We start from the raw sequence: 21,604 nt of genomic DNA, 5'->3' as shown, positions 1-21,604 counted from the left end.
ATTACAAATACTGCTAACAAACTTTCAATAAAAAAAGTGACCTATTGCATTAATTCTTAATACATGTAGGTCACTTTTTACTCACATTATTTATTTATAAAATTCGAACACTATGTTGGTTAGCTCAGATTCAATATTTAGACCTAACAATAAAATACTGCTTACTAATATCATAAATTAAAGTTTTTTTATTTGTTCTTTAATTCCTCTCTCTTTTATATTTAAGCAATTCTTTATTAGCATCTAATTGTAATTTTTGTTGCTGTTTGAATAATATCGTTAAATCTTCAATTAAGTTATCTTTCTTACTAATTTCGCTTTTAAGATATTCATTATCTTTAAAAATTTCTTCAGCTCTTTTTTCCAGTAAAACTGTTTCCATATCTGAATCCTTAGATTCCTGCTTTTCACTATTTAAATCTTCATTTCTATTTTTTAATATACTATCTTTTAAAAATTTTTCTACCTCAGTATCAATTTTGTAAACGTTTTTTTGTTTAAATTTTGATAAATCCTGAGATAGTTTTTTTAAATGGTTTCTAACTGTGGTGTTAGAAACGCTTAAATTTATTGCAATCTCTTGAATTGTTTTCAATATAAATATTCTCCTTATATATAATCAAGCTACCACATAGTGTCAATTTTTTTACCACCAGTATGATTTTATCAATAATTAAATTAAAAATCTTACAAATGATACTATATAATTTAAAAAGAACATTATTTCTATATAGTATCAAGACAAAAAGAAACTCGTTTCAAAATCACCAAAAATAATAAATATTTATCGCTTTGTATTGACCATTACGTTAGGTCATAGAATACAAATGAAAGTGGAGGTGAAACTATGTCTGAATATTCAACAGGAGAATTAGGTAAATTATTTAATATTTCCAACAGATCCATTCAATTTTATGATAAAAAAGATTTATTAAAACCTGCATATATCAAAGATAACAATTACAGAGTTTATACTGAAAAAGAAGTTGAAAAGCTTAAAATCATCTTAATTTTAAAAAACATGGATATATCTCTAAAAGACATCACAGAATTACTAAAAAATGATAAAGATATGAGATCAACCAACTTGATAATAAGCGAAAAAATTAACGAAACAGAAAAAATCATTCAAGAAAACAAGAAAAAGTTAGACCATATGTACAATATAAAAGCTATGATTTCCGAAAAATCTAATTCTCAAATACAAAAGTTAATAGACATAGAAAACGCTATGACAAAAAACGCAGAACGTAAGAAACTATACAAAAAATTATTTTTAATCGGCGGTATAGGAACATTTTCACAACTATTAGGTATTTCTATAAGTTTTGCAATTAAAAGTTATTTACCCTTTTTAATATCACTAATAATAGCAATACTATGCGCTATATTAATAACAAATAAATATTTCCAATCAGTCATATACATGTGTCCTAATTGTCATAACCAATTTAAGCCAAAACTTTTACACATAATGTTCGCAGCACATACGTCAAAAACTAGAAAATTAACATGTCCATATTGCAATGAAAAAACCATTGCTTAGAAGTTATACACGATTAAAAAATTAGTTACTTGATTGATGTTGAGACTCGAAACCTCTAACAAATCCAAAATTTGTCGAATGATCGGTTTAATAGCTCACACTATGATGATATTCATTTGCAAGCTTAGTTAAGAATTTTTCGCAACACACAATATATTTTCTCAGCATAAAATAAAGAAATACCACAAAACTTTAAGTAAAATGTCTCAAGGCGTGGGCGCTTTATTTTTTGTGGTTTTAAGTGTTGCATTAGTAACAGGACCTATCGGCGATATACTAATGATTAATAGCTATGCAGAAAGCATTCATGATCAAAACATACAAACTGTACAAATTATCAGCAGAAGACGAATGATGTTTTAAGAGTCTGGGACGAAGGGCCAGACTCTTATTTTTTAAATGATATTAAAGAATTAATTTTTATGAACTTAAATCAAAAGCTATTGTAATAATGGATTACATATTTGAATTATTTCTAATAGTATCAAGACAAGAAGAAACTCGTTTCACTCGTTTCAAAAACCCTCCTGATTTTTAGAGAAAAACTCTCTTATTTCATCGTCTTTAATAAAATAATATGCCATCTTTCCCTCTTTATAAAAATCAAGTACATCATTTTTATATAAAAGTCTTAAATGATGTGAAGTTGAAGCAACACTCATTTTCAATATCAAAGAAATATCACAAACACACAACTCATCTTCTTTAATCAAAGATAATATGATTTTCAATTTCTTATCATCACAAATTTTTTCTAAAATGTTAAGTAATTTCTTAGATTTATCATCTTCTAAAAAACTTAAAGCATTGTTAACTTTATCCTCATGTACACAGATCACATCACAAGCATTTTCATAACTCATATAAAATCACACCCTAAATTAAAATATAAATCCTAAAATTGTTTGAATAGTGTCATTTTCAATAATAATAAATAAACCTAAAGCTATATAAATAACAGCCATAATCCAACGACTAAATTTCTCAACAATTTCTCCAACTCCTGGAATATTAGCTAATTTTTGTGCAGTAAATACCAAGAAGAAAATTAAAATTAAAAAGACAAACAAAGTAATTAATAAATTAGTAACACTTAATGTCACAAAATACGGAACAAATAAACCAATATTATCAGCACCACAACTTGCTATCGTAACAATTACAACCGTACCAACTAATTTAGACAACCCTTTTTCATTCAATTCTTTTTTAGCTCTCTTTTCTCCTTCACAATCACCATAAATAGCCACTTTAATTCCTAAATAAATCGGTATTAACCCTAATAATCCTAATATCCATTTTTCAGGAACATAATTTAATACATAAGCTAAAAACAAACTAACTAATATTAAAATAATAGAACCCAAATACTGACCAATATAAATATCTCGATATTCTTTCCTAGTCTTTGCTCTAGCAAAAAATATTAATAAAATCACTAATAAATCTACTGCTGTCGCAATATAAAGAATAGCAGCAGTTACAATAGTCTGAATCATAATTACACCTCATTCAAAAATATTTTTGAATGTATTATAACTTATGTTTTCAAATAATCATAGATGCTTTATTCCAATTGCTTTATTGACGTTGAGCCTCGGAACCCTTAACAATCCCAAAACTTGTCGAATGGTCGGCTTAATAGCTCACGCTATGCCGACATTCGTCTGCAAGTTTAGTTAAGGGTTCTTCTCAACGCACAATAAATTTTCTCGGCATAAATGCGTGTTCTTGTTATAATATGGCTATAACGTTTAGGCGCTTATTAACAGTAGTTTTTTATAATCTACTTTGCAAAAGCCATTCCATTTTTATGTGGATTGGCTTTTTATTTTATATATCCAAGGGCGCACTTACACACCTAAAAGGTGTCGTTCTAAAATCATATTTGCGTTTGATAATCTAATATATCTATTTTGCATTTTAAGGGGGTATTTAGAGCAAACTCTAAAGTAATATATATTTTTATCTGTATAATCATTTTTATTTCTTAAAACACAAATATGAGCCAAATAAGAGGTGTTCTTTATGATAATAAACTTTGAATTTATATTTTCCGTATTTGATAAAACATCACAAGAACTTTTTGATCTATATGATATTCCAAACACTAAAGAATTATAAAAACAATCCAAATTATGAAAAAGCAAAATATCTCTGATACTGATTTGGAATTTCTTAAACTTTATAATTTTTATTTTGCAGATAAACCATACATAAATTTCTGATAAATCCAGTGTCGATTTTTAAGACACTGCCCAGTTACATGCAAATTAAAATTTTCATAGTAAAACTGGTCAACGATGCCGGTTGAACGCTATAGTTCCCCCAGGGGAAAAAATACATAAAAAACGCTAGCTTTTAAACTAACGTTTCAAAGCTTTTAAGTAATAATTTGGTTTTTCAAAATTCCAAATTGCAGTAATTGAATGTGCTTTTTCTTCTTGGTTTGTTGTTTTATCTTAGTCACTTATATTAATTAAATTGCCATCTTCGGCATCATCTAAATTTAGAATTTTATATTTTTATTTAAGTAATCCACCATAACTCAACATACATTTTCGATATAAACCTTGTTTTAAATTACTAACCTGAATTTTTTTTACTATATCCAGTTAAATAATCCGATGACTTAATCGGATATTTTGAGGCCTCTTTGATTGCTATAGATTATTTGAATTACTGATTAAAGATATTATGTTGTTTCATGTTTTGACGTCGCATATAAAGTGCATGTGTTTCTTCGAATTCAGCTTTAATGGATTGCATTAAATACCCTTGCATCGCTTCAACCGTTTCATTCTTTTGTAGCAGCATCGCTTTAAAACGTTTCAACACACTTACAATTTCAAACTCAACATCTTCTAAACGGTAATACGTATCATGTGCATTATTAAATGATTTTTTACCTTTGAGTAATACACTTTTAATAATCCGAATTTCTCTAATTTCAAATTTACTTAAATAGTCTTGAAGTTGTTGAGGCAATTCTTCGAGGACTTGAAACTTAAGCGCATCATTATTAAATTCGGTTTGTTGATGATTTGTATGATTCGAATGATTATTGTTTATTGAATTGTTGTATGTATCATTCATATCATGCGTATCATTATTCTCAGTCTCTATATAATCAGTATTACTTAAGTCAGTATCATTAGAGTCTAAGTTTTGGGATTCTGGGCTCCCATTGTTTGGGATTCTGGGCTCCCATTGTTTGGGATTCTGGACTCCCATTATTTGGGATTCCTTGCTATCACTTGATTCGTCATTGTTTGAAGTGCTATTTTGTATTTCTTTTTCAATATTTATATTTGTTTCAATTTCATGAAGGTATAGTTTGTTTGGTCGATTAAATCCAGTTTTAACTTGTTCTAATAAACCCACTTCTTGTAATTCTTTTTTAATTTTGGTTATTGTATTTTTACTTTTATCTAACACTTCTTGAAGATTTTCATTTGTGAAAATAAAATATATATCTCCATTTTGATCTATCCAATTATTTTTAATAGATAAACTTACTCTATCATTAAGAATTGCATAGGTAACTTTTGCACTATCACTTAACTTTTTATATTTTTCATTGATAAATAATACTTTATGTAGCATATAGAAATTTTGACTGGCCTGATTTTTTATGTTTTTTCTAGACATAATAAAAACCCCTTTCCTATTCAAATTTTGGATAGAGGTAATAAAACATTACAAGAACACATAAATTTTTTGCTTGCACTTTGATGATATAGTTGTATATAATACAGATATCAAAATATTTATAAACGTGCTGCAACGTTTTATTACCAAACCCCGACTATTACCAGTAGTTGGGGTTTTTGTTGTATTAAGGTTATTATAGCACTTTGAATAAGCTTATAAAAGGGAAAATGTAGGTTTGTCAAGGGTTGATAAAGGGTTTATAAACCCTTGACAACAACCATCAACCCTTTATAAACACTTGATAAAAGGGTTGATGGTTGTATATTTTTGATTTACCAATTACTTTATTATGAAGCATAACAAGCTTGTAATATGTTATAAAGGGTTTATAAACATTTTATAAAGGGTTGATGATATGAAAAGCGTGAAAATATTGAGTGAAGAATTAGGGGTTAGTAAGCAAACAATTTTCAATAACATTAAACGATTGAATATAGAGACAATAAAACAGGAAAACACTTCGTTTATTAAAGAAGATACCGATATAGAAAAAATTATTCAAAGAGTAAATGAAAATAAAAAGAAATATGGTTTTGAAAGTACTACTGAAGACAAACAAAAAAAAGAGTCAGATAATATTAATGTTGAATCCAAAAGTGATACTCAAATAGTAGAAATCCTTAAAAATCAGATTGATACTTTGAATGATCAAATTGAAAAACAAGAAAATCGTCATGAAACAACAATTGAATTCTACAGAAAAGAGTTGCAGGAAAGATCAAAATTACTTGAGAATCAGCAAGTATTGGCATTAGAGAGTAATAAGAAGATTCAAAAATTGGAGAATCAATTAGAGGAAGAAAGACAGCTTAATTATTCCTTTGATACATCTGTTAATGATAGACAAAACGTTAATGCGCAAGAAGCAACATTTACCGAAGAATCTAAAGATATTAATCAAGAAGAAGAAGATGAACAGCCAACAGAAGTACAACATAAAGATGTAGCTGAAGAGAAAAAAGATGACAGTACAAACGAAAAAGTATTAGCAAAAGATGATAAACCATCTGAAGAAATAGAGAGTGAGAATGAGGATAGGGGAGAACAGCCCCCTAAAAAAGGGTTTTGGAGTCGTTTATTTGGTAACTAATTGTAATTAAAAAGGCACGACAAGTTTATGAACTTGTCGTGCTTTTTTATGTGAATCGAACTTCTGATAATCATCGATTATGTTAATAAATGCAAAATCAAACAGAACTTTTTTAATGTTAGCAACAATTTTTATTACCATTTTCTTTTTTCTCATTATTTTCGTCTTTTTTGTCTGTTTTCTCTTCAATTTCAACTGAACAACATGACTGTTCTTGAGGTTTTAATTTTTTTAATGCGTCTTTGATACCCATTTACTTCATCTCCTTAAATGATTAAGTTAACAATTAGACCAGTAGCAATAGCTACGACTAAAATTGCTATAACAAAAGATATTACAAATTTCTTTTTAAATAATTTAGATAACAATACAACTTCAGGAATACTTGCTCCTGCGCCACCTATAATTAATGCTACGACTGTTCCCAGTGACATACCTTTAGATACTAAAGCTTCAGCTATAGGAAGCATTGTTTCTGGTCTAATATACATAGGTATACCAATAACAGAAGCAATAATAACAGAGATAATACTATCGCCACTCGCATATTGTGTTATAAAGCTTTCTGGAATAAATCCATAAATAAATGCACCGATAAATACACCAATAATTAAATAAGGTAACATTGGATATAGGAAAGCCCAAGCATCATTTAACGCTTGCTTAACACGAGATCCTGATTTATTAGTGAAAAATCCATCACCTTTGACATTAACGCCTTTATAACTCTCTGCTAAATTCACTTTTGAAAAAACAAGGCCAGTTAAAATGCTGAATATCGCTAATACAACAAAATAAACAACAGCAACTTTCCACCCTAATAAAATCCATAGCATAAATATCATGAGTGGATTCATGAGTGGCGAAGCGATTAAGAAACTCATAGCTGGACCAAACGGAACTTTAGAGTTTAACAAACCTGCAAGTATAGGAATAGTAGAACAAGAACAAAATGGTGTTATAGCACCAAAAATCATTCCTAATACATAGTTGGTTGCTTTATTTGGTTTGCTTAAAAGCTTTTGTATTTTATCTTCTGATACTACTTGTTGAATTAAACTTACAATAAAACTTACAACTATAAATAATGCTAACAATTCAAAAAATAACATTAAAAATGTTTTTATGAATTCTATGATTGAATCTGTCATTAGTATAATTCCTCTGAATTTATTTAATCAACTTTTTTTGATATATAAATTAAAAAAAGTTGATTAATATGATGTGTAATAAGATAAATCCTATAATATTTTACAGCAAGTATCTTCAGTTAATACAACTTGAATTTGTGCTTCATTGATTTTGTAGTAGTTCCAAGTACCGTATTTTTCAGGTATTAAAATCTGTGCACTTACTAGTTTTTTTAAATGATATGAAATTTTAGATTGTTTTAAATCTAATAACTCCTCTAAGTCGCATACACATAGTGATTTATTAGGGCTTTGACTAATTTGATTAAGTATTTTTAATCTATTTTTGTCAGCAAGTGCATTAAACATGCTTTCATAAAAAGCTAATTGTTCATCTTCATTCATATCAGTTTTTGCTTTAATAACTTCCATAAAAAGAACACCTCTTTTTTATAATATTTGATTAGAGTTTATATTATTTTTATTTCAATTCTTGTATTGCTTGTTTGTAGTTATTTTCTGTTGATTCACCATACTGATGAATATTACCTTTAAAGAACTCCTTCTCCATATATATTGTAGCTTCTTTTAAAGTGACTTCTCTTGATACCATAACAAGATTTAAATAACTTACAAAGTAACCAACAGATAAAGTACTTGCGTGGTTTACTCGCAATCAGGCACACCTCCTTATTGTCTAAATAATTTTATTCCATTTAATATATCAATTTTTTTTGATATATTAAATATAAATCAATATATACATTATTGCAAGATTAAAAAACTATAATTTCACATAAACTTAGACATGCTCCACAGCAATAGTAAAAATATTTTCTTCCTAACTATATTATTAGAAACTCAAATTAAGTTAAATTTTAAAAATCCAAATCAATACATAGACACTAATCTATATAGATGCTAATCTATGGTAGTAAAATAATTAATGAGGTGAGTATAATGTTAAATATTGAAATATACGAAGAAGCTATGTGCTGTTCTACTGGCGTATGTGGTCCAGAACCGGATGAAACACTAATAAAGACGAACCAAATCAATGAATATTTAAAACAAAATCAAATAGAAGTTCAACGTTATAATATGAGTAATAATCCGAATGAATTTATTAAAAATAAAGAAGCTATTCGTTTAATTCAAGAAAAAGGTAATGAAGTTTTACCAATCACTTTTATAGAAGGCAATATAGCTAAAACGGGTACTTATATTACCCAAGAAGAAGCCGATGAAATTATTACGGTTAATCAGATGAGAAATGGAGGATGCTGTGGTGGAGATGGATGCTGTTAAATACTTAAATAAATTGAATTTAGATAATGTTGAGTTAACAAAATATTTGTTTTTTACTGGTAAAGGTGGCGTAGGCAAAACGACGATATCAAGTTCTATTGCTTTAAACTTAGCAGAGAATGGAAAGAAAGTAGCTTTAGTAAGTACTGATCCAGCTAGTAATTTACAAGATGTATTTCAAATGGAATTATCTAATAAATTAACTACATATCAACCTATACCTAATCTCTCTATAGCCAATTTTGACCCGATTGCTGCTGCAGGCGATTATAAAGCACAAGCTATAGAACCTTATGAGGGTATTCTACCAGAAGATGTGCTTTCTGAGATGAAAGAACAGTTAAGTGGTTCGTGTACAGTTGAAGTAGCAGCATTTAATGAATTTACAAATTTTTTATCCGATAAAACTTTAGAACAAGAATTTGATTTCATTATATTTGATACAGCTCCAACAGGTCACACCTTGAGAATGCTTGAATTACCTTCTGCATGGACAGATTATTTAAATACAACGAGTAATGACGCTTCTTGCTTAGGTCAATTATCGGGTTTAAATGAAAATAGAGGTAAATATAATTCAGCACTTGAAAAACTACGTAACCAAGACGATACGACCATGATCTTAGTTGCGAAACCTAACCACTCTTCTATATATGAAATTCAAAGAGCGCAACAAGAATTACAACAACTATCAATTTCTAAATTCAAAGTAGTCATTAACAACTATATAGAAGAAAGTCACGGTTTAATTTCGAGTCAGATGAAATCAGAACAAGATAAAAACATTAATCATTTTACTGAATGGTTAAATAACAATCATGCTTATTACGTTCCATATAAAAAGCAGAAAGAAGAAGGTATAGAAAGTTTAACTAATCTATTAAATGATGATAACTTAATTGAAAATGATGACTTTATTGTTGAAGATCATCCGCAATTCAATAAATTAATAGATGAAATTGAAAATAGTAAAGTTCAATATTTATTTACAATGGGAAAAGGTGGCGTTGGTAAAACGACAGTAGCAACGCAATTAGCTACAGAATTATCTAATAAAGGACATCGTATTCTTTTAGCAACGACTGACCCTACTAAAGAAATTAATGTTGAAACCACAAGTAATTTAAATACTGCTTATATTGATGAAGAACAAGCATTAGAAAAGTATAAAAAAGAAATATTAGCCACAGTGAATGATGATACACCACAAGACGATATTGATTATATTATGGAAGATTTAAAATCACCTTGTACAGAAGAAATAGCATTTTTCAAAGCCTTTAGTGACATTATGGAGAATCAAGAAGACATGGATTACGTAATTGTAGATACAGCTCCTACAGGCCATACCTTGTTGTTACTTGATTCTAGTGAAAATCACCATAAAGAACTAAAGAAAAAATCAACTCAAACTACCAGTAATGTTGAAACGTTATTACCTAAAATTCAAAATCAAGATTTAACACAGATGATAATCGTAACACTAGCAGAAAAAACACCTTATTTAGAATCTAAACGTTTAGTAGAAGATTTAAATAGAGCCGATATAGGACATAATTGGTGGGTCGTTAATCAATCATTAGTTACGCTAAATCAACGTGATGACCTTTTTAGTAACAAAAAAGAAGATGAATCGATTTGGATAAACAAGATTAAAAATGAAAGTCTTAATAATTACTTTGTCATACCTTATGGAGGGTTAGAATAATGAAAAAAATTGTTATCATTGGTTCAGTTGCTGCCGGTACGAGTGTCGCGGCTAAAGCAAGAAGAAATAGTGAAGATGTTGAAATTACCGTTTTTGATAAAGGTAGTGATATTTCGTATTCCGTATGTGGTATCCCCTACTATATAGGAGGTAATGTATCTGATATTGATGAACTCACGCCACGAAATGCTAAATGGTTTAAAGAACGCTTTAATATAGATATTTATACAGAACATGAAGTGAATAAGATAAATGATAGTGATCAAACAATAACAGTTACTAATTTAGTAAATGATGAAAAGATGATTCAAAAATATGACGAATTAGTATTAGCAACAGGTTCATCGCCTAAAGAACTCCCTCAATTAAATAGCGAAGAATATAATAATGTGTTTAAAGTTAAAAATATTAATGATGCCAAAGCAATTTATAATTATATTAATGACCATGATGTTCAGAATATAACAATCGTTGGCGGTGGATTTATTGGTTTAGAGATGTTAGAACAATTATCTAATTACAACACTTCAATTGTTCAACGTAACACTTTTATGCCTCATTTAGACTACGATATGAGTTTTATGATTCAAGAATATATTGAAGATAAAGCTAACGTATATACCTATAATGAAATTGACATTATTGATTATGATGAGAATCATACGATAAATAGAGTCAGCTTAAAAACTGGCGAATTAATTGATACAGACTTAATCATTATTGGGATTGGTGTCACACCAAATACTAAATTAGCTAAAGAAATTGGTATTAATATTGGAGAATCTGGAGCAATACAAACCAATAAGTATTTGGAAACAAATATTCCTCATATATATGCAATTGGTGATGCAGCAGAAAGTTATAATTTAATTACTGGTAATCCTATATATAGACCGCTAGGTTCTACAGCAAATAAAATGGGTCGTATTTTAGGAGATCGATTAACTGGTGGAAATCTAGAACATAAAGGCATTTTAGGCACAGGCATTGTCCGTATCTTTGATATGACAATTGCCCAGACAGGTTTAACCGAAAAAGAAGCTGTTGAGTTAGAAATTGATATTGATGTATTACACAATGTGAAACCGAATCGTCCAGAATATATGCAAGGTCAAGAAATGGTAATTAAAGCTATATTTGATAAAAATAATTCTAAATTACTTGGTGCGCAAATAGTTGGGTATGAGGGCGTAGACAAGAGAATTGATGTACTAGCTACTGCTATAACATTTGGTGCCAAAGCAGAAGATTTATTTCATTTAGATTTAGCATATGCACCTCCTTTTTCTACAACTAAAGATCCTGTTATTTATACAGGGATGATTGGTCACAATATTACTCGGGGACGTAAAATTATAACGCCTGAAGAAGTCGTAAAACAAAAAAATGATTTATTGATTTTAGATGTACGTTCTCCAAAGCAATTTGAAGTTGATCATGTTGATGGAGCGATTAACGTCCCATTGAAAACGTTGAGAAGTTATGCAAAAACGTTAGATAAAAATCAAACAATCGTGACTTATTGTAATAAAGGTACTACTGGTAATGCTGCACAAAACGTACTTATTAATTTAGGCTTTAAACAAGTATATAATTTATCAGGTGGCAATAAAAATTATCAACGATATAAAAGATTTCAAGTAGAAAGGGAGAAGAAAAATTGAATTATAATGAGATATCACAATACTTGAAAGTGATTGCTGATAGTAGCCGTCTTGAAATATTAGATTTGTTATCTTGTGGTGAATTATGCGCTTGTGATTTATTAGAGCATTTTTCTTTTTCTCAACCCACATTAAGTCATCATATGAAAGTATTAAAAGACAATAATTTAATTACATCCAGAAAAGATGGTAATAAAAATTTATACAAATTGAATCATGACGTATTGGATGACGTTACATCACGACTGACTCTATTGAGTTCCAGTACTGTCCCATGTATATGTGAAACAGTAGAGAAAGGTGAGTGTTAATGATGACGATATTAGCAATCACAATATTTGTATTAACGTTAATTTTTGTTATATGGCAACCTAAAGGTCTAGATATTGGTATTACTGCATTAATTGGTGCTGTAGTTGCTATAATCACTGGCGTTGTAAGCTTTTCAGACGTACTAGAAGTTACTGGAATTGTTTGGAATGCGACCTTAACTTTTGTTGCAGTTATTCTTATTTCACTCATATTAGATGAAATTGGCTTCTTTGAATGGTCTGCTATACATATGGTGAGAGCATCAAAAGGTAGCGGATTGAAAATGTTTATCTTTATCATGCTATTAGGTTCAGTTGTAGCAGCTTTCTTCGCAAATGATGGAGCAGCTTTAATACTTACTCCTATTGTTTTAGCTATGGTTCGTAGTTTAGGATTTGATAAAAAAGCGATATTTCCATTTATTATTGCTAGTGGTTTTATAGCTGATTCTACATCATTACCGCTCATTGTCAGTAATTTAGTTAATATTGTTTCCGCAGATTATTTCGATATTGGATTTATTGAATACTTCAGTAAAATGATTATACCTAATATATTCTCATTGATCGCAAGTATTCTTGTTTTATGGTTATATTTTAGAAAGTCTATTCCAAAAACATTTAATGCAGTAAACATTAGAGAACCAAGAGAAGCGATTAAAGATAAAAAACTTTTTAACATCTCGTGGATCGTACTTGGTATATTACTCATTGGTTATTTAATAAGTGAGTTTATAAATATTCCAGTATCCATTATTGCTGGTATCATTGTTTTAATATTTGTATTATTAGCGCGTAAATCTAAAGCCGTGCATACGAAACAAGTAATTAAAGGTGCGCCATGGAATATTGTTTTATTCTCTATTGGTATGTATCTCGTCGTATTTGGTTTGAAAAACGTGGGCATTACAACACTTCTTGGTGATGTACTAACAAACATTTCAAGTTATGGCTTATTTAGCAGCATTATGGGTATGGGCTTTGTAGCTGCATTCCTATCCTCTATTATGAATAACATGCCAACCGTTTTAATAGATGCAATAGCAATTGGTCAATCGAGTGCTACAGGAATATTAAAAGAAGGTATGATTTATGCGAATATTATCGGATCTGATTTGGGGCCTAAGATAACACCAATTGGTTCGTTAGCCACACTTCTTTGGTTACACGTACTAACTCAAAAAGGTGTCAAGATTTCTTGGGGAACCTATTTTAAGACCGGAATTATTATCACAATCCCTGTTTTATTTGTAACCCTATTAGGTCTATATTTAACACTAATAATTTTTTAAAAGAGAGGTAATAATAAATGGATAAGAAAACAATTTACTTTATATGTACTGGTAATTCTTGTCGTAGTCAAATGGCTGAGGGCTGGGGAAGAGAAATACTCGGCGAAGAATGGAATGTTTACTCAGCAGGTATCGAAACGCATGGCGTAAATCCTAAGGCGATAGAAGCTATGAAAGAAGTGGATATTGACATATCAAACCATACTTCTGATTTAATTGATAATAAAATTTTAAGACAATCAGACCTAGTTGTTACACTTTGTAGTGATGCTGATGAGAATTGTCCAGTCATCCCGCCTAATGTAAAAAAAGAACATTGGGGCTTTGATGACCCAGCAGGTAAATCTTGGTCAGAATTTCAACGTGTAAGAGATGAAATAGGTCAAAAGATCAAGCAATTTTATGATAATTAAGTTAATATAAAATTCAAAAACAGAGGATAAGCATTGTTATATGTGCTTATCCTCTGTTTTATATAATGATATTTGCTGCTTACCTTTTTCTGTTAGTTCTGCATATATTGTTGTGCCACATATAGGAAAAAACCCATTGTAGAATAACTCTATATTTTTTGCTAAATCTTGCCTCGCTATGCTTTCAAGTGCTAATAAAAAATTTTTTCGCTTACATCTAAAGTTTTAAAATCTACACTTTATTCTTCTCTAATCGATAACAGTACATTATACACTAAATCTTGTTTTAACAACGTTCATCACCTCTTATTTATCTAGATGACGATACAAGGTTGCTCTACTTATATTTGTCTGTTCTTTTATCTCATCTAAAGTGTATTTTTTGCTCATATACATCTCAATAGCATCTCTAAGGTTATTATCTGTGACTTTACCTGCTAATTTAGAATAACTTTTCTTGATAAATGATAAAGCTCAATACATTCACTATTCCATTTTATATTTTTCGAAATTCCATTGATAAATTATAAAAGATCCCCTCATTTTCATTAAAATCATTTAATTTTTCTAAACAAATGGCCACTCTCATTATTGTGGATATGAGAGTGGCCATAAATTTTATTTGTTTACTTGTCTATTTAACAAAGGGGATTCTCATTGCATTTATCAATCACTAACTAAATACTTTAAAGAACTAAAAGGATAATTTAATTTATCTCGATTTTAGTTCGTTACTTGTCATCCATTTATGATTTTTAACCATTTTGTCATTTTCAGTTGATCTATAATCAACTACATAAACAGTTGTCTTATTTACATCATCTATTTTTGCTTCTGCCCCCTTCATACCTGGCATATGGTCAGCTTCTAATTTAACTGTATCACCTTTCTTAAAGCCATTTTCAGGGGCATCGGCAACTTCTTCATTAACAACCCATTTATGATTACTGACCTTTTCATCCCCATTTGTGGGTGTATAGCTTACGACATAAGCATAAGTCTCATAAGCACCTTTTACAGTAGCTTCCGCATTTTTCATACCGGGCATATGTCCTGCTGTAATAGTAACTTCATCCCCTTTTTTAAATTTACTATCGTCTGTACGCTTCATATCATCTGGAGCCTTGCTTTCACTTTTATGTTCCATGTGTTCTTCTTCTTTTTGATCTTTAGAACCATTATTTTCTTCTTTACTACCCGTTGAGCAAGCTGATAATACTAATCCTGAAGCTACTATAATTGAGCTCAATTTTTTCATCATATTGAATTCTCCTTATAAATTATTTTGTTACTTTTATTTGTCCCATCATTCCATTATCTTCATGCTCAAGTATGTGACAATGGAACATGTATGTCCCAGTATTTTTAAAAACCACTTCTATTTTGGCTTTTTGTCCAGGTTCCAGAGATATAACGTCTTTTTTGCCTCTCATATCTTCTGAAGGTTTCTTCCCATCCACTGATAAAACTTTAAATTGCGTTCCGTGGATATGGAACGGGTGCTTCATACCACCCATTTTATCTTTGACGTTTTCAATTTCCCAAGTTTCTTTCCGGTTTACCTTTTGTGTGAAATCTATTCTGTTAGGATCGAATTTTTTGCCATTAATAGTAACATTATCGTCCATACCTTCTAATTTGATTTTTTTATCTACTTTTGGAGTAGTGTCTTTGTTAGTACTTTTTTCTTTGTTAATAATTGGTAAAATTACTGTTTCATCATTATCAACAAGATTGACTTTTTCTTCTTTCATTTTAGATAAATCTATTACTATTTCTTTTCTTGCTGAAGGAGCTAAATTAATTTCTTTTAACTTTTTAGTCTTTTCTAAATGGCCGCCTTCTGAAGCAATATATTCAAAACTTTGATTATTACTTAGCTTAAGATTTAAATCCCGAGCATTGGAGCCATTTAAAAGTCTCAAACGTATTTTTCCTTCTTTTGTTGTTAATTTAGGATCTACTTTCCCATTCACAAGGACTGTATCACCTTGAGTACCATCTTCATCTTTCGTTTTTGTATAATTTAATTTTTTAGATACAAATGTTTTATCTTGGATTATTATAGGCAAATCATTTTTCCCATAATTGCTAGGATAATTATTCTTTTTGTCATCCTCTATATATAATAACCCTGATAAACCATTATAAACTTGTTTAGCTGTATTTGGGGAGGGGTGGGGATGATACCATAATGTAGCAGCCTCTTGTTTAACCTCAAATTTTATTGTTTTTTCTTTTCCTGGTTTTATAACTTGAGAAGGGCCTCCATCCACTTTTCCATCTATTTCTAACCCATGCCAATGAAATGTTGTATTTTCATCTAAGTTGTTGACTAACTTAATTTTAACCTTATCTCCTTTTTTTAATTTTAAAGTTGGCCCAAGTAAATTTCCATTGTATCCTAAAGTGTTAGAGAAATTACCTTTGTAAAATTCTGTCTTTCCTTTCTGCGCTTTTAATGTATAACTTTTATAACCATTGTTATCTTTTTTAGGATCTAAAACTTTGGGAAATGTTATTTCATTTTTTCCTTGTGAAGAATTCAAATTTTTTCTTTCGTCATGACTTTTCATATCCATCATATCATTTCGCTTTTGATCATTTTCTTTCATGTCCATCATGTTGTGCTTACCTTCTGCAAAAGTATCATTAGGAACCATAAACATTATAGAAAATAACGTAATTAAAATTGTGAACATTTTTTTATACATTATATTTACCTCTTTTATTTTAATTTTAATGTAAATGCATTAATTGCTACGATGATCGTACTTAAAGACATAAGTATTGCACCCACAGCAGGTGATAATATTAAACCAATAGAAGCTAATATACCAGCTGCAAGAGGAACTGCAATCACGTTATATCCTGCGCCCCACCATAAATTTTGAACCATTTTTTTCATCGTATTTTTTGAAAGGGACAAAAAATTGATAATATCAGAAGGATTACTTTTAACGAGTATGACATCCCCCGATTCAACAGCTACATCTGTCCCTGCGCCAATTGCCATACCAATATCTGCTCTAATAAGGCTTGGCGCATCATTGATACCATCACCAACCATCATGATTTTGCTACCATTGCTTTGATAATCTTGGATAATACTTTCTTTATCTTCGGGCATCAATTGCGCGTGGACATCACTAATACCTAATTCTTCAGCCACTGTTTGTGCCACTTCTTTATTATCGCCTGTAAGCATGACTGGCGTAATGTTTCTCGATAATAAATCCGAAACCATTTGTTTTGAACTTTCTTTAATTTTATCGCCTTGTGCGATAATACCAATAACTTGTCGGTCATGAATTAGATAACTAATAGAATTCCCTTGTTGAGCGAGATTCGTAAATTGTTCTTTATTATAATCAAAATTGCTTTTATCGAGATAAGAAACATTCACTATTTTGAGTTTTTTATTATCAACTGTGCCTTCTAAGCCTACACCTGGAATATTATTAACTTCTTGAGGAGTAGCATATGAAATATTTTTGCCTTTAGCAAAATCAACAATACCAGTGGCAAGTGGATGATTAGAGTTACTTTCTAATGAAGTAAATAGACTCAATATTTCTTCATTATTTAGCTCGTTCGTAAAACTTTCATAGTGATTCACTGAAAAGTTACCTTCAGTAAGTGTCCCAGTTTTATCCATCATGATGTAATCAATGTGTTGTGCGATTTCTACAGATTCTCTGTTTTTTATGATTAAACCATTATGTGCGCCTATAGAAGTAGAACGTGCTGTAACTAAAGGTATTGCTAATCCCAATGCATGAGGACAAGCAATAACTAATACGGTTACAAGTCGTTCGAGTGCGAAATCAACGTTATTTTGAATAAGCATCCATACAATAAATGAAATCAGCCCAATTCCTACGGCAAAGTAAAACAAATAACCTGCGACTTTATCCGAGAGGAGTTCAGCTTTTGACTTATCGTTTTGCGCTTGGTTAACAAGACCCATAACTTGAGATAGGTAGCCGTTTTCACCCGTAGCTGTCACTTTAACTTGTACTGTGCCTGAACCATTAATTGAACCCCCAATAACATCATCATTATGAGTTTTATGAACTTTTTTTGATTCGCCAGTAACTAATGATTCATCAATTGATGTTTCTCCTTGAACAATGATTCCGTCTGTGGGTATACTTTCGCCTGCTCTGACTTCCACAATATCGTCAATATAAATATCTGATATTTTAACTTCTTCTCGTTGATTATTATCAATCAGTTTCACTGCAGTATTAGGTAAAAGTTCTGCCATTTTCTTCAGTGCATTGCCTGCATTACCTACTGCGTTCATTTCAATCCAATGACCTAATAACATGATTAAAATTAAAGTCGCTAATTCCCAGAAAAAGTCCATTGTATGTGTGGATGAACCACTGAAATTATTCATATAAAAGGCGTATAAACTATAAATATAAGCAACTGAAATACCTAGAGCAACAAGCGTCATCATTCCAGGTTTTTTAGTTGAAATTTCATCTTTAGCCCCTGATAAAAATGGCTTTCCTCCATAAAAGAATAAAATAGTAGCAAGAATTAATACAATCCAATCTGACCCTGTAAATGAAAATTGAAACGGTAATTTAACCCCCATCATGGGTGATAAAATAATAATCGGTATCGCAAAAATCAAAGAAATAAAGAATTTACTTTTAAAATTCCCATGATGATGATGTGCATGATCGCCATGACTAGCGTGATTCTCATGTTCTTGATGGCTATGATTCTCATGATTTTGATGTTTTTCATTATTCGGCAAAATAAAACCTCCTAATTTTATATTTTTAGAGATAGTAATAAGATAATGTGAGTATAACATATACCCCCTGGACGTATATATTATTTAGTATTTTTTATTTTTCAGCGTTCAGAAAATTTGATAGCCATTTAAATAGAAACTTTAGTCTTGGTTTGTCCATCGCCAAAGAAATTGTGGCATTGCATGGGGGAATATTGAAGTTGAGAGCAAACTAGGCAAAGGCGCTGGTTTTATACTTGATATCCTGATTATCATTATGACTGTGGTAAACCGACGTCCAAGAGGTATATTCATATTGCTGGGTTAAATTGCTGTGTTTCCAGGCACATACTTATTTTATATTCGTTTCTTTAGTTGCAAGAAATAAAAACGTGGCACATGGGGGCTTTATCTCCAATGTGCCACTCCTTATATTATTTGGTTTTGTTTACGCGATTTCTTTACAAGCTTCTACACATTTAAAGCACGTCTCTGCACAATTTTGACAATGGTCATGGTTATGCTTCTGACATTCATTACCACATGCTCCGCATACTTTGGCGCATATTGTCGCCAAATCAGAAGCAAATGGTGAATTTCTTGTTAGCGATTGTTCTAAAAATGCACAGATGTCTGCGCATTCACGATCCAGACGGATGCACTCTGCCATCATTGTCATGTCTTTTTCCTTCAAACAGGCATCGTAACAATGATTACACGCTTCCATACATTCATGTAGCGTTTGAACCAGATTGTAATATTGTTTATCAGTCATTTGATACACCTCCAATGAAATCTAAATCTCTTAAATTAATTCCCATTCTATTTAGTAAATAAACCGATAATTGCTGAACTCCATAGAAACTGCGCAGGATTTTAATATCAAATGTACTTCTCTTAATATTTTCTTTCTTTTTTAATTCTGTATATAGTTTGCCTTGTTATACCGACTTTTTTAGCTATCTTACTAATTGACATTTCTTTATTCAGTAGTTCAACAATACGATAATAAACAAGTCTTTTTTGAGGGTCTTTAGCATCGGGAGAATACAGAACAGGTCTTCCTTTATAAATACCTTTTTCTTTGACTACTTTAATACCTTGAGCTTGTCGACGTTTACTTTCATTTCTTTCTTGTTCTGAAATCATTGCCAATATTTGAATGATTAAATCTTTCATAAACTTATCTAGTAATGGATTACCAATCACTTCATTCATCATGGGTAAACTCGTTATCATTAATTGAACTTCTTTATCTTTTAAATAATTAACTGTTTGGATTATTTCATCGTAATTTCTTCCTAGTCTATCAATAGACTCAATAATTAAACGATCTCCCATTCTTAAAAAATTTAATACTTCTTGAAATACAGGTCGATTTTCTATAGATTTCCCTGATTGTTTTTCAGTGAAGATTTTCTCAGCACCAAAAGATTGCAAATTTTCAATTTGTCTATCCAAATTTTGATCAACGGTAGAAACTCTTGCATATCCAACTATCATTTTTAACACCCTTTCTCATACACCCTAATCATACAAACGAATGTAGCATGTCAATTTACTTGCTATATGAGAATTTTTTAACTTTATAAATAAGAAAGAGAAGNNCTTCTCTTTCTTATTTATAAAACAATTTGAATAATCGCAATAATAATTAAAATACTGATGATCCACTTTTGTACAAAACTAGGGACTTTTTTACCTAATTTTAAACCTAACGGAGCGAAAATAATACTCCCTATTATTAAAAATAACGCATCTTCTAAAGGAATGTAACCTTGTATAAGTTTAATGATAAAGGCGCCAATTGAAGATATAAAAGCAATTACTATACTATTAGCAACCACCGTATTCATTGGTAATTTGAATAAAACTAATAATATAGGAATAATAATAAAGGCGCCGCCTGCTCCAACTATACCCGAAATGATGCCAACGAAAAGACCCACAATAACCAATAAAGGCTTATTAAAGGAAGATTGGTCTGAACTAGGTTTTACGTTAATAAACATTAATATTAATGCAAGTAAAGCAATGATAATATACACCATATTTACAAATGTAGCATCAAATAAATTTGCTAGCAAAGCCCCTAACATGCTCCCTATAATCATACCTCCTCCCATATAAAGGACCAACTGGGGTGAGAATTCTGGTTTTTTTCTTGCTTTCAAAGAGCCACTTAAGGTACTGAAAAAGACTTGGCTAGAAGTAAGTCCTGATGCGATATACGCGCTATATGCAGGAGCCCCAAATAGTGGCGGTAACAATAAAATGGCTGGGTAAATAATAATAGCGCCACCTATACCTACTAGACCAGATATAAATCCTCCGAACACTCCGATGAGCAACATAATGATAATATTTATAATATCCATTATTTACTTTTCACCAATAAGTTAACAGCTTCATTAATGATTTCTTGTGAATCTTCATTGTTGTCATCAGCTGAATTGACGCATTCAATTAAATTTTCGCTAATAATAATCCCCATTAATCTTTGTAATGAACTTTTTGAAGCACTAAGTTGCGTAATCACATCTTTACAATGCTTTTCTTCTTCCATCATTTTTACAACGCCATTTAATTGCCCTTGTACTCTATTAATACGATTGATCATGTTTTTATCATAATTCATAGTAATTTCCTCCACTTTTAATTGAATACAGTCATAA

At 30.3% G+C, this 21,604-nt stretch carries 23 protein-coding genes and 2 pseudogenes; 8 read left to right on the top strand and 17 right to left on the bottom strand.

Annotated elements, in window-relative coordinates; genetic code table 11:
* Nucleotides 1-199: 199 nt before the first annotated feature.
* The gene (locus tag KA900_RS10820; protein ID WP_210139600.1) at nucleotides 200-595 is read right to left on the bottom strand and encodes an HTH domain-containing protein; all 396 of its coding nucleotides are present in this window, start codon (nucleotides 593-595) and stop codon (nucleotides 200-202) included.
* A gap of 252 nt (nucleotides 596-847) precedes the next feature.
* Here KA900_RS10820 and KA900_RS10815 point away from each other — a divergent pair, with 252 nt between their 5' ends.
* Entirely contained in the window at nucleotides 848-1,546 is a 699-nt protein-coding gene (locus KA900_RS10815) for a MerR family transcriptional regulator (protein ID WP_245339181.1), read from the top strand.
* Between the two features lie 515 nt (nucleotides 1,547-2,061).
* Here the strand turns inward: KA900_RS10815 and KA900_RS10810 are convergent.
* The 4 genes and pseudogenes from KA900_RS10810 to KA900_RS10795 all read right to left on the bottom strand — a co-directional run bounded on the left by KA900_RS10810 (nucleotide 2,062) and on the right by KA900_RS10795 (nucleotide 5,197).
* A complete protein-coding gene (locus tag KA900_RS10810) occupies nucleotides 2,062-2,409 on the bottom strand; it encodes an ArsR/SmtB family transcription factor (RefSeq protein ID WP_064210029.1) in 348 nt (115 codons plus the stop codon).
* Nucleotides 2,410-2,427: 18 nt separating this feature from the next.
* The gene (gene cadD / locus KA900_RS10805; RefSeq protein ID WP_210139598.1) at nucleotides 2,428-3,045 is read right to left on the bottom strand and encodes a cadmium resistance transporter CadD; all 618 of its coding nucleotides are present in this window, start codon (nucleotides 3,043-3,045) and stop codon (nucleotides 2,428-2,430) included.
* Nucleotides 3,046-3,912: 867 nt separating this feature from the next.
* Nucleotides 3,913-4,210, bottom strand: a pseudogene (locus KA900_RS14800) (protein rep); the annotation flags it as partial.
* A 15-nt stretch (nucleotides 4,211-4,225) separates the two neighbouring features.
* Nucleotides 4,226-5,197: a replication initiator protein A gene (locus KA900_RS10795; RefSeq protein ID WP_002508634.1), complete on the bottom strand. Its 972-nt coding sequence runs from the start codon at nucleotides 5,195-5,197 to the stop codon at nucleotides 4,226-4,228.
* A 418-nt stretch (nucleotides 5,198-5,615) separates the two neighbouring features.
* Between KA900_RS10795 and KA900_RS10790 the strand changes: the two genes are divergently transcribed.
* On the top strand, nucleotides 5,616-6,350 hold the full coding sequence (locus KA900_RS10790) for a DUF536 domain-containing protein (protein WP_046466204.1): 735 nt from the start codon (nucleotides 5,616-5,618) through the stop codon (nucleotides 6,348-6,350).
* Nucleotides 6,351-6,468: 118 nt separating this feature from the next.
* Here KA900_RS10790 and KA900_RS10785 read toward each other — a convergent pair whose 3' ends face one another.
* From KA900_RS10785 to KA900_RS10770, 4 genes are all read right to left on the bottom strand, one after another.
* The gene (locus KA900_RS10785) at nucleotides 6,469-6,603 is read right to left on the bottom strand and encodes a hypothetical protein (RefSeq protein WP_002509686.1); all 135 of its coding nucleotides are present in this window, start codon (nucleotides 6,601-6,603) and stop codon (nucleotides 6,469-6,471) included.
* 13 nt (nucleotides 6,604-6,616) lie between these two features.
* Entirely contained in the window at nucleotides 6,617-7,501 is an 885-nt protein-coding gene (locus tag KA900_RS10780) for a permease (RefSeq protein WP_002509687.1), read from the bottom strand.
* A 90-nt stretch (nucleotides 7,502-7,591) separates the two neighbouring features.
* Nucleotides 7,592-7,912, bottom strand: a complete 321-nt coding sequence (locus KA900_RS10775; protein ID WP_002509688.1) for an ArsR/SmtB family transcription factor — start codon at nucleotides 7,910-7,912, stop codon at nucleotides 7,592-7,594.
* 49 nt (nucleotides 7,913-7,961) lie between these two features.
* The gene (locus KA900_RS10770; protein WP_002509689.1) at nucleotides 7,962-8,156 is read right to left on the bottom strand and encodes a hypothetical protein; all 195 of its coding nucleotides are present in this window, start codon (nucleotides 8,154-8,156) and stop codon (nucleotides 7,962-7,964) included.
* 284 nt (nucleotides 8,157-8,440) lie between these two features.
* On the opposite strand from KA900_RS10770, the gene arsD reads away from it, so the two are divergent.
* The 6 genes from arsD to arsC are packed head-to-tail and all read left to right on the top strand — an operon-like array spanning nucleotide 8,441 to nucleotide 14,176.
* Nucleotides 8,441-8,788, top strand: a complete 348-nt coding sequence (arsD, locus tag KA900_RS10765) for an arsenite efflux transporter metallochaperone ArsD (protein ID WP_013730043.1) — start codon at nucleotides 8,441-8,443, stop codon at nucleotides 8,786-8,788.
* Nucleotides 8,775-10,496, top strand: a complete 1,722-nt coding sequence (arsA, locus tag KA900_RS10760) for an arsenical pump-driving ATPase (protein WP_210139607.1) — start codon at nucleotides 8,775-8,777, stop codon at nucleotides 10,494-10,496. Before arsD ends, arsA begins: the two co-directional genes overlap by 14 nt.
* Nucleotides 10,496-12,160: an FAD-dependent oxidoreductase gene (locus KA900_RS10755; RefSeq protein WP_210139596.1), complete on the top strand. Its 1,665-nt coding sequence runs from the start codon at nucleotides 10,496-10,498 to the stop codon at nucleotides 12,158-12,160. Before arsA ends, KA900_RS10755 begins: the two co-directional genes overlap by 1 nt.
* Nucleotides 12,157-12,471 carry an ArsR/SmtB family transcription factor gene (locus tag KA900_RS10750; protein WP_002509693.1) on the top strand — a complete coding sequence of 105 codons (315 nt, stop codon included), beginning with the start codon at nucleotides 12,157-12,159 and terminating at the stop codon, nucleotides 12,469-12,471. The genes KA900_RS10755 and KA900_RS10750 overlap by 4 nt, the downstream gene beginning before the upstream one ends.
* Nucleotides 12,471-13,763, top strand: a complete 1,293-nt coding sequence (arsB, locus tag KA900_RS10745) for an arsenite efflux transporter membrane subunit ArsB (protein WP_210139595.1) — start codon at nucleotides 12,471-12,473, stop codon at nucleotides 13,761-13,763. Before KA900_RS10750 ends, arsB begins: the two co-directional genes overlap by 1 nt.
* Nucleotides 13,764-13,780: 17 nt before the next feature.
* Complete coding sequence (arsC, locus tag KA900_RS10740; protein ID WP_002509695.1) at nucleotides 13,781-14,176, top strand: arsenate reductase (thioredoxin); 396 nt, start codon at nucleotides 13,781-13,783, stop codon at nucleotides 14,174-14,176.
* 306 nt (nucleotides 14,177-14,482) lie between these two features.
* Here arsC and KA900_RS10735 read toward each other — a convergent pair.
* The 8 genes and pseudogenes from KA900_RS10735 to cstR form a co-directional block, all read right to left on the bottom strand.
* A pseudogene (locus KA900_RS10735) lies at nucleotides 14,483-14,608 on the bottom strand (helix-turn-helix domain-containing protein); the annotation flags it as partial.
* 280 nt (nucleotides 14,609-14,888) lie between these two features.
* The gene (locus tag KA900_RS10730; RefSeq protein ID WP_031797011.1) at nucleotides 14,889-15,437 is read right to left on the bottom strand and encodes a YdhK family protein; all 549 of its coding nucleotides are present in this window, start codon (nucleotides 15,435-15,437) and stop codon (nucleotides 14,889-14,891) included.
* 19 nt (nucleotides 15,438-15,456) lie between these two features.
* Complete coding sequence (mco, locus tag KA900_RS10725) at nucleotides 15,457-16,890, bottom strand: multi-copper oxidase Mco (RefSeq protein WP_000277153.1); 1,434 nt, start codon at nucleotides 16,888-16,890, stop codon at nucleotides 15,457-15,459.
* A gap of 14 nt (nucleotides 16,891-16,904) precedes the next feature.
* Complete coding sequence (copB, locus tag KA900_RS10720; RefSeq protein ID WP_080947926.1) at nucleotides 16,905-18,950, bottom strand: copper-translocating P-type ATPase CopB; 2,046 nt, start codon at nucleotides 18,948-18,950, stop codon at nucleotides 16,905-16,907.
* A 427-nt stretch (nucleotides 18,951-19,377) separates the two neighbouring features.
* Complete coding sequence (locus tag KA900_RS10715; RefSeq protein WP_031917994.1) at nucleotides 19,378-19,704, bottom strand: four-helix bundle copper-binding protein; 327 nt, start codon at nucleotides 19,702-19,704, stop codon at nucleotides 19,378-19,380.
* A gap of 122 nt (nucleotides 19,705-19,826) precedes the next feature.
* Nucleotides 19,827-20,432 (bottom strand): recombinase family protein, encoded by a 606-nt coding sequence (locus KA900_RS10710; protein WP_031917995.1) that lies wholly within the window; start codon nucleotides 20,430-20,432, stop codon nucleotides 19,827-19,829.
* A 119-nt stretch (nucleotides 20,433-20,551) separates the two neighbouring features.
* The gene (locus KA900_RS10705) at nucleotides 20,552-21,307 is read right to left on the bottom strand and encodes a sulfite exporter TauE/SafE family protein (protein WP_031863945.1); all 756 of its coding nucleotides are present in this window, start codon (nucleotides 21,305-21,307) and stop codon (nucleotides 20,552-20,554) included.
* Complete coding sequence (gene cstR, locus KA900_RS10700) at nucleotides 21,307-21,567, bottom strand: persulfide-sensing transcriptional repressor CstR (RefSeq protein WP_031863946.1); 261 nt, start codon at nucleotides 21,565-21,567, stop codon at nucleotides 21,307-21,309. The genes KA900_RS10705 and cstR overlap by 1 nt, the downstream gene beginning before the upstream one ends.
* Nucleotides 21,568-21,604: the final 37 nt, after the last annotated feature.

Origin of the sequence: Staphylococcus sp. GDY8P120P (assembly GCF_017892065.1) — a bacterium.
GTDB lineage: Bacteria > Bacillota > Bacilli > Staphylococcales > Staphylococcaceae > Staphylococcus > Staphylococcus nepalensis.
This window is presented reverse-complemented; position numbering and strand designations above follow the sequence as displayed.

Excerpts from the sequence above, each read along its gene's own strand:
- KA900_RS10790 (WP_046466204.1), top strand. The coding sequence starts at position 5,616 with ATGAAAAGCGTGAAAATATTGAGTGAAGAATTAGGGGTTAGTAAGCAA.
- KA900_RS10780 (WP_002509687.1), bottom strand. The coding sequence starts at position 7,501 with ATGACAGATTCAATCATAGAATTCATAAAAACATTTTTAATGTTATTT.
- KA900_RS10785 (WP_002509686.1), bottom strand. The coding sequence starts at position 6,603 with ATGGGTATCAAAGACGCATTAAAAAAATTAAAACCTCAAGAACAGTCA.
- KA900_RS10755 (WP_210139596.1), top strand. The coding sequence starts at position 10,496 with ATGAAAAAAATTGTTATCATTGGTTCAGTTGCTGCCGGTACGAGTGTC.
- KA900_RS10730 (WP_031797011.1), bottom strand. The coding sequence starts at position 15,437 with ATGATGAAAAAATTGAGCTCAATTATAGTAGCTTCAGGATTAGTATTA.
- KA900_RS10710 (WP_031917995.1), bottom strand. The coding sequence starts at position 20,432 with ATGATAGTTGGATATGCAAGAGTTTCTACCGTTGATCAAAATTTGGAT.
- KA900_RS10705 (WP_031863945.1), bottom strand. The coding sequence starts at position 21,307 with ATGGATATTATAAATATTATCATTATGTTGCTCATCGGAGTGTTCGGA.
- KA900_RS10715 (WP_031917994.1), bottom strand. The coding sequence starts at position 19,704 with ATGACTGATAAACAATATTACAATCTGGTTCAAACGCTACATGAATGT.
- mco (WP_000277153.1), bottom strand. The coding sequence starts at position 16,890 with ATGTATAAAAAAATGTTCACAATTTTAATTACGTTATTTTCTATAATG.
- arsD (WP_013730043.1), top strand. The coding sequence starts at position 8,441 with ATGTTAAATATTGAAATATACGAAGAAGCTATGTGCTGTTCTACTGGC.
- KA900_RS10815 (WP_245339181.1), top strand. The coding sequence starts at position 848 with ATGTCTGAATATTCAACAGGAGAATTAGGTAAATTATTTAATATTTCC.
- arsB (WP_210139595.1), top strand. The coding sequence starts at position 12,471 with ATGATGACGATATTAGCAATCACAATATTTGTATTAACGTTAATTTTT.
- arsA (WP_210139607.1), top strand. The coding sequence starts at position 8,775 with ATGGATGCTGTTAAATACTTAAATAAATTGAATTTAGATAATGTTGAG.
- arsC (WP_002509695.1), top strand. The coding sequence starts at position 13,781 with ATGGATAAGAAAACAATTTACTTTATATGTACTGGTAATTCTTGTCGT.
- KA900_RS10810 (WP_064210029.1), bottom strand. The coding sequence starts at position 2,409 with ATGAGTTATGAAAATGCTTGTGATGTGATCTGTGTACATGAGGATAAA.
- cadD (WP_210139598.1), bottom strand. The coding sequence starts at position 3,045 with ATGATTCAGACTATTGTAACTGCTGCTATTCTTTATATTGCGACAGCA.
- KA900_RS10795 (WP_002508634.1), bottom strand. The coding sequence starts at position 5,197 with ATGTCTAGAAAAAACATAAAAAATCAGGCCAGTCAAAATTTCTATATG.
- cstR (WP_031863946.1), bottom strand. The coding sequence starts at position 21,567 with ATGAATTATGATAAAAACATGATCAATCGTATTAATAGAGTACAAGGG.
- KA900_RS10775 (WP_002509688.1), bottom strand. The coding sequence starts at position 7,912 with ATGGAAGTTATTAAAGCAAAAACTGATATGAATGAAGATGAACAATTA.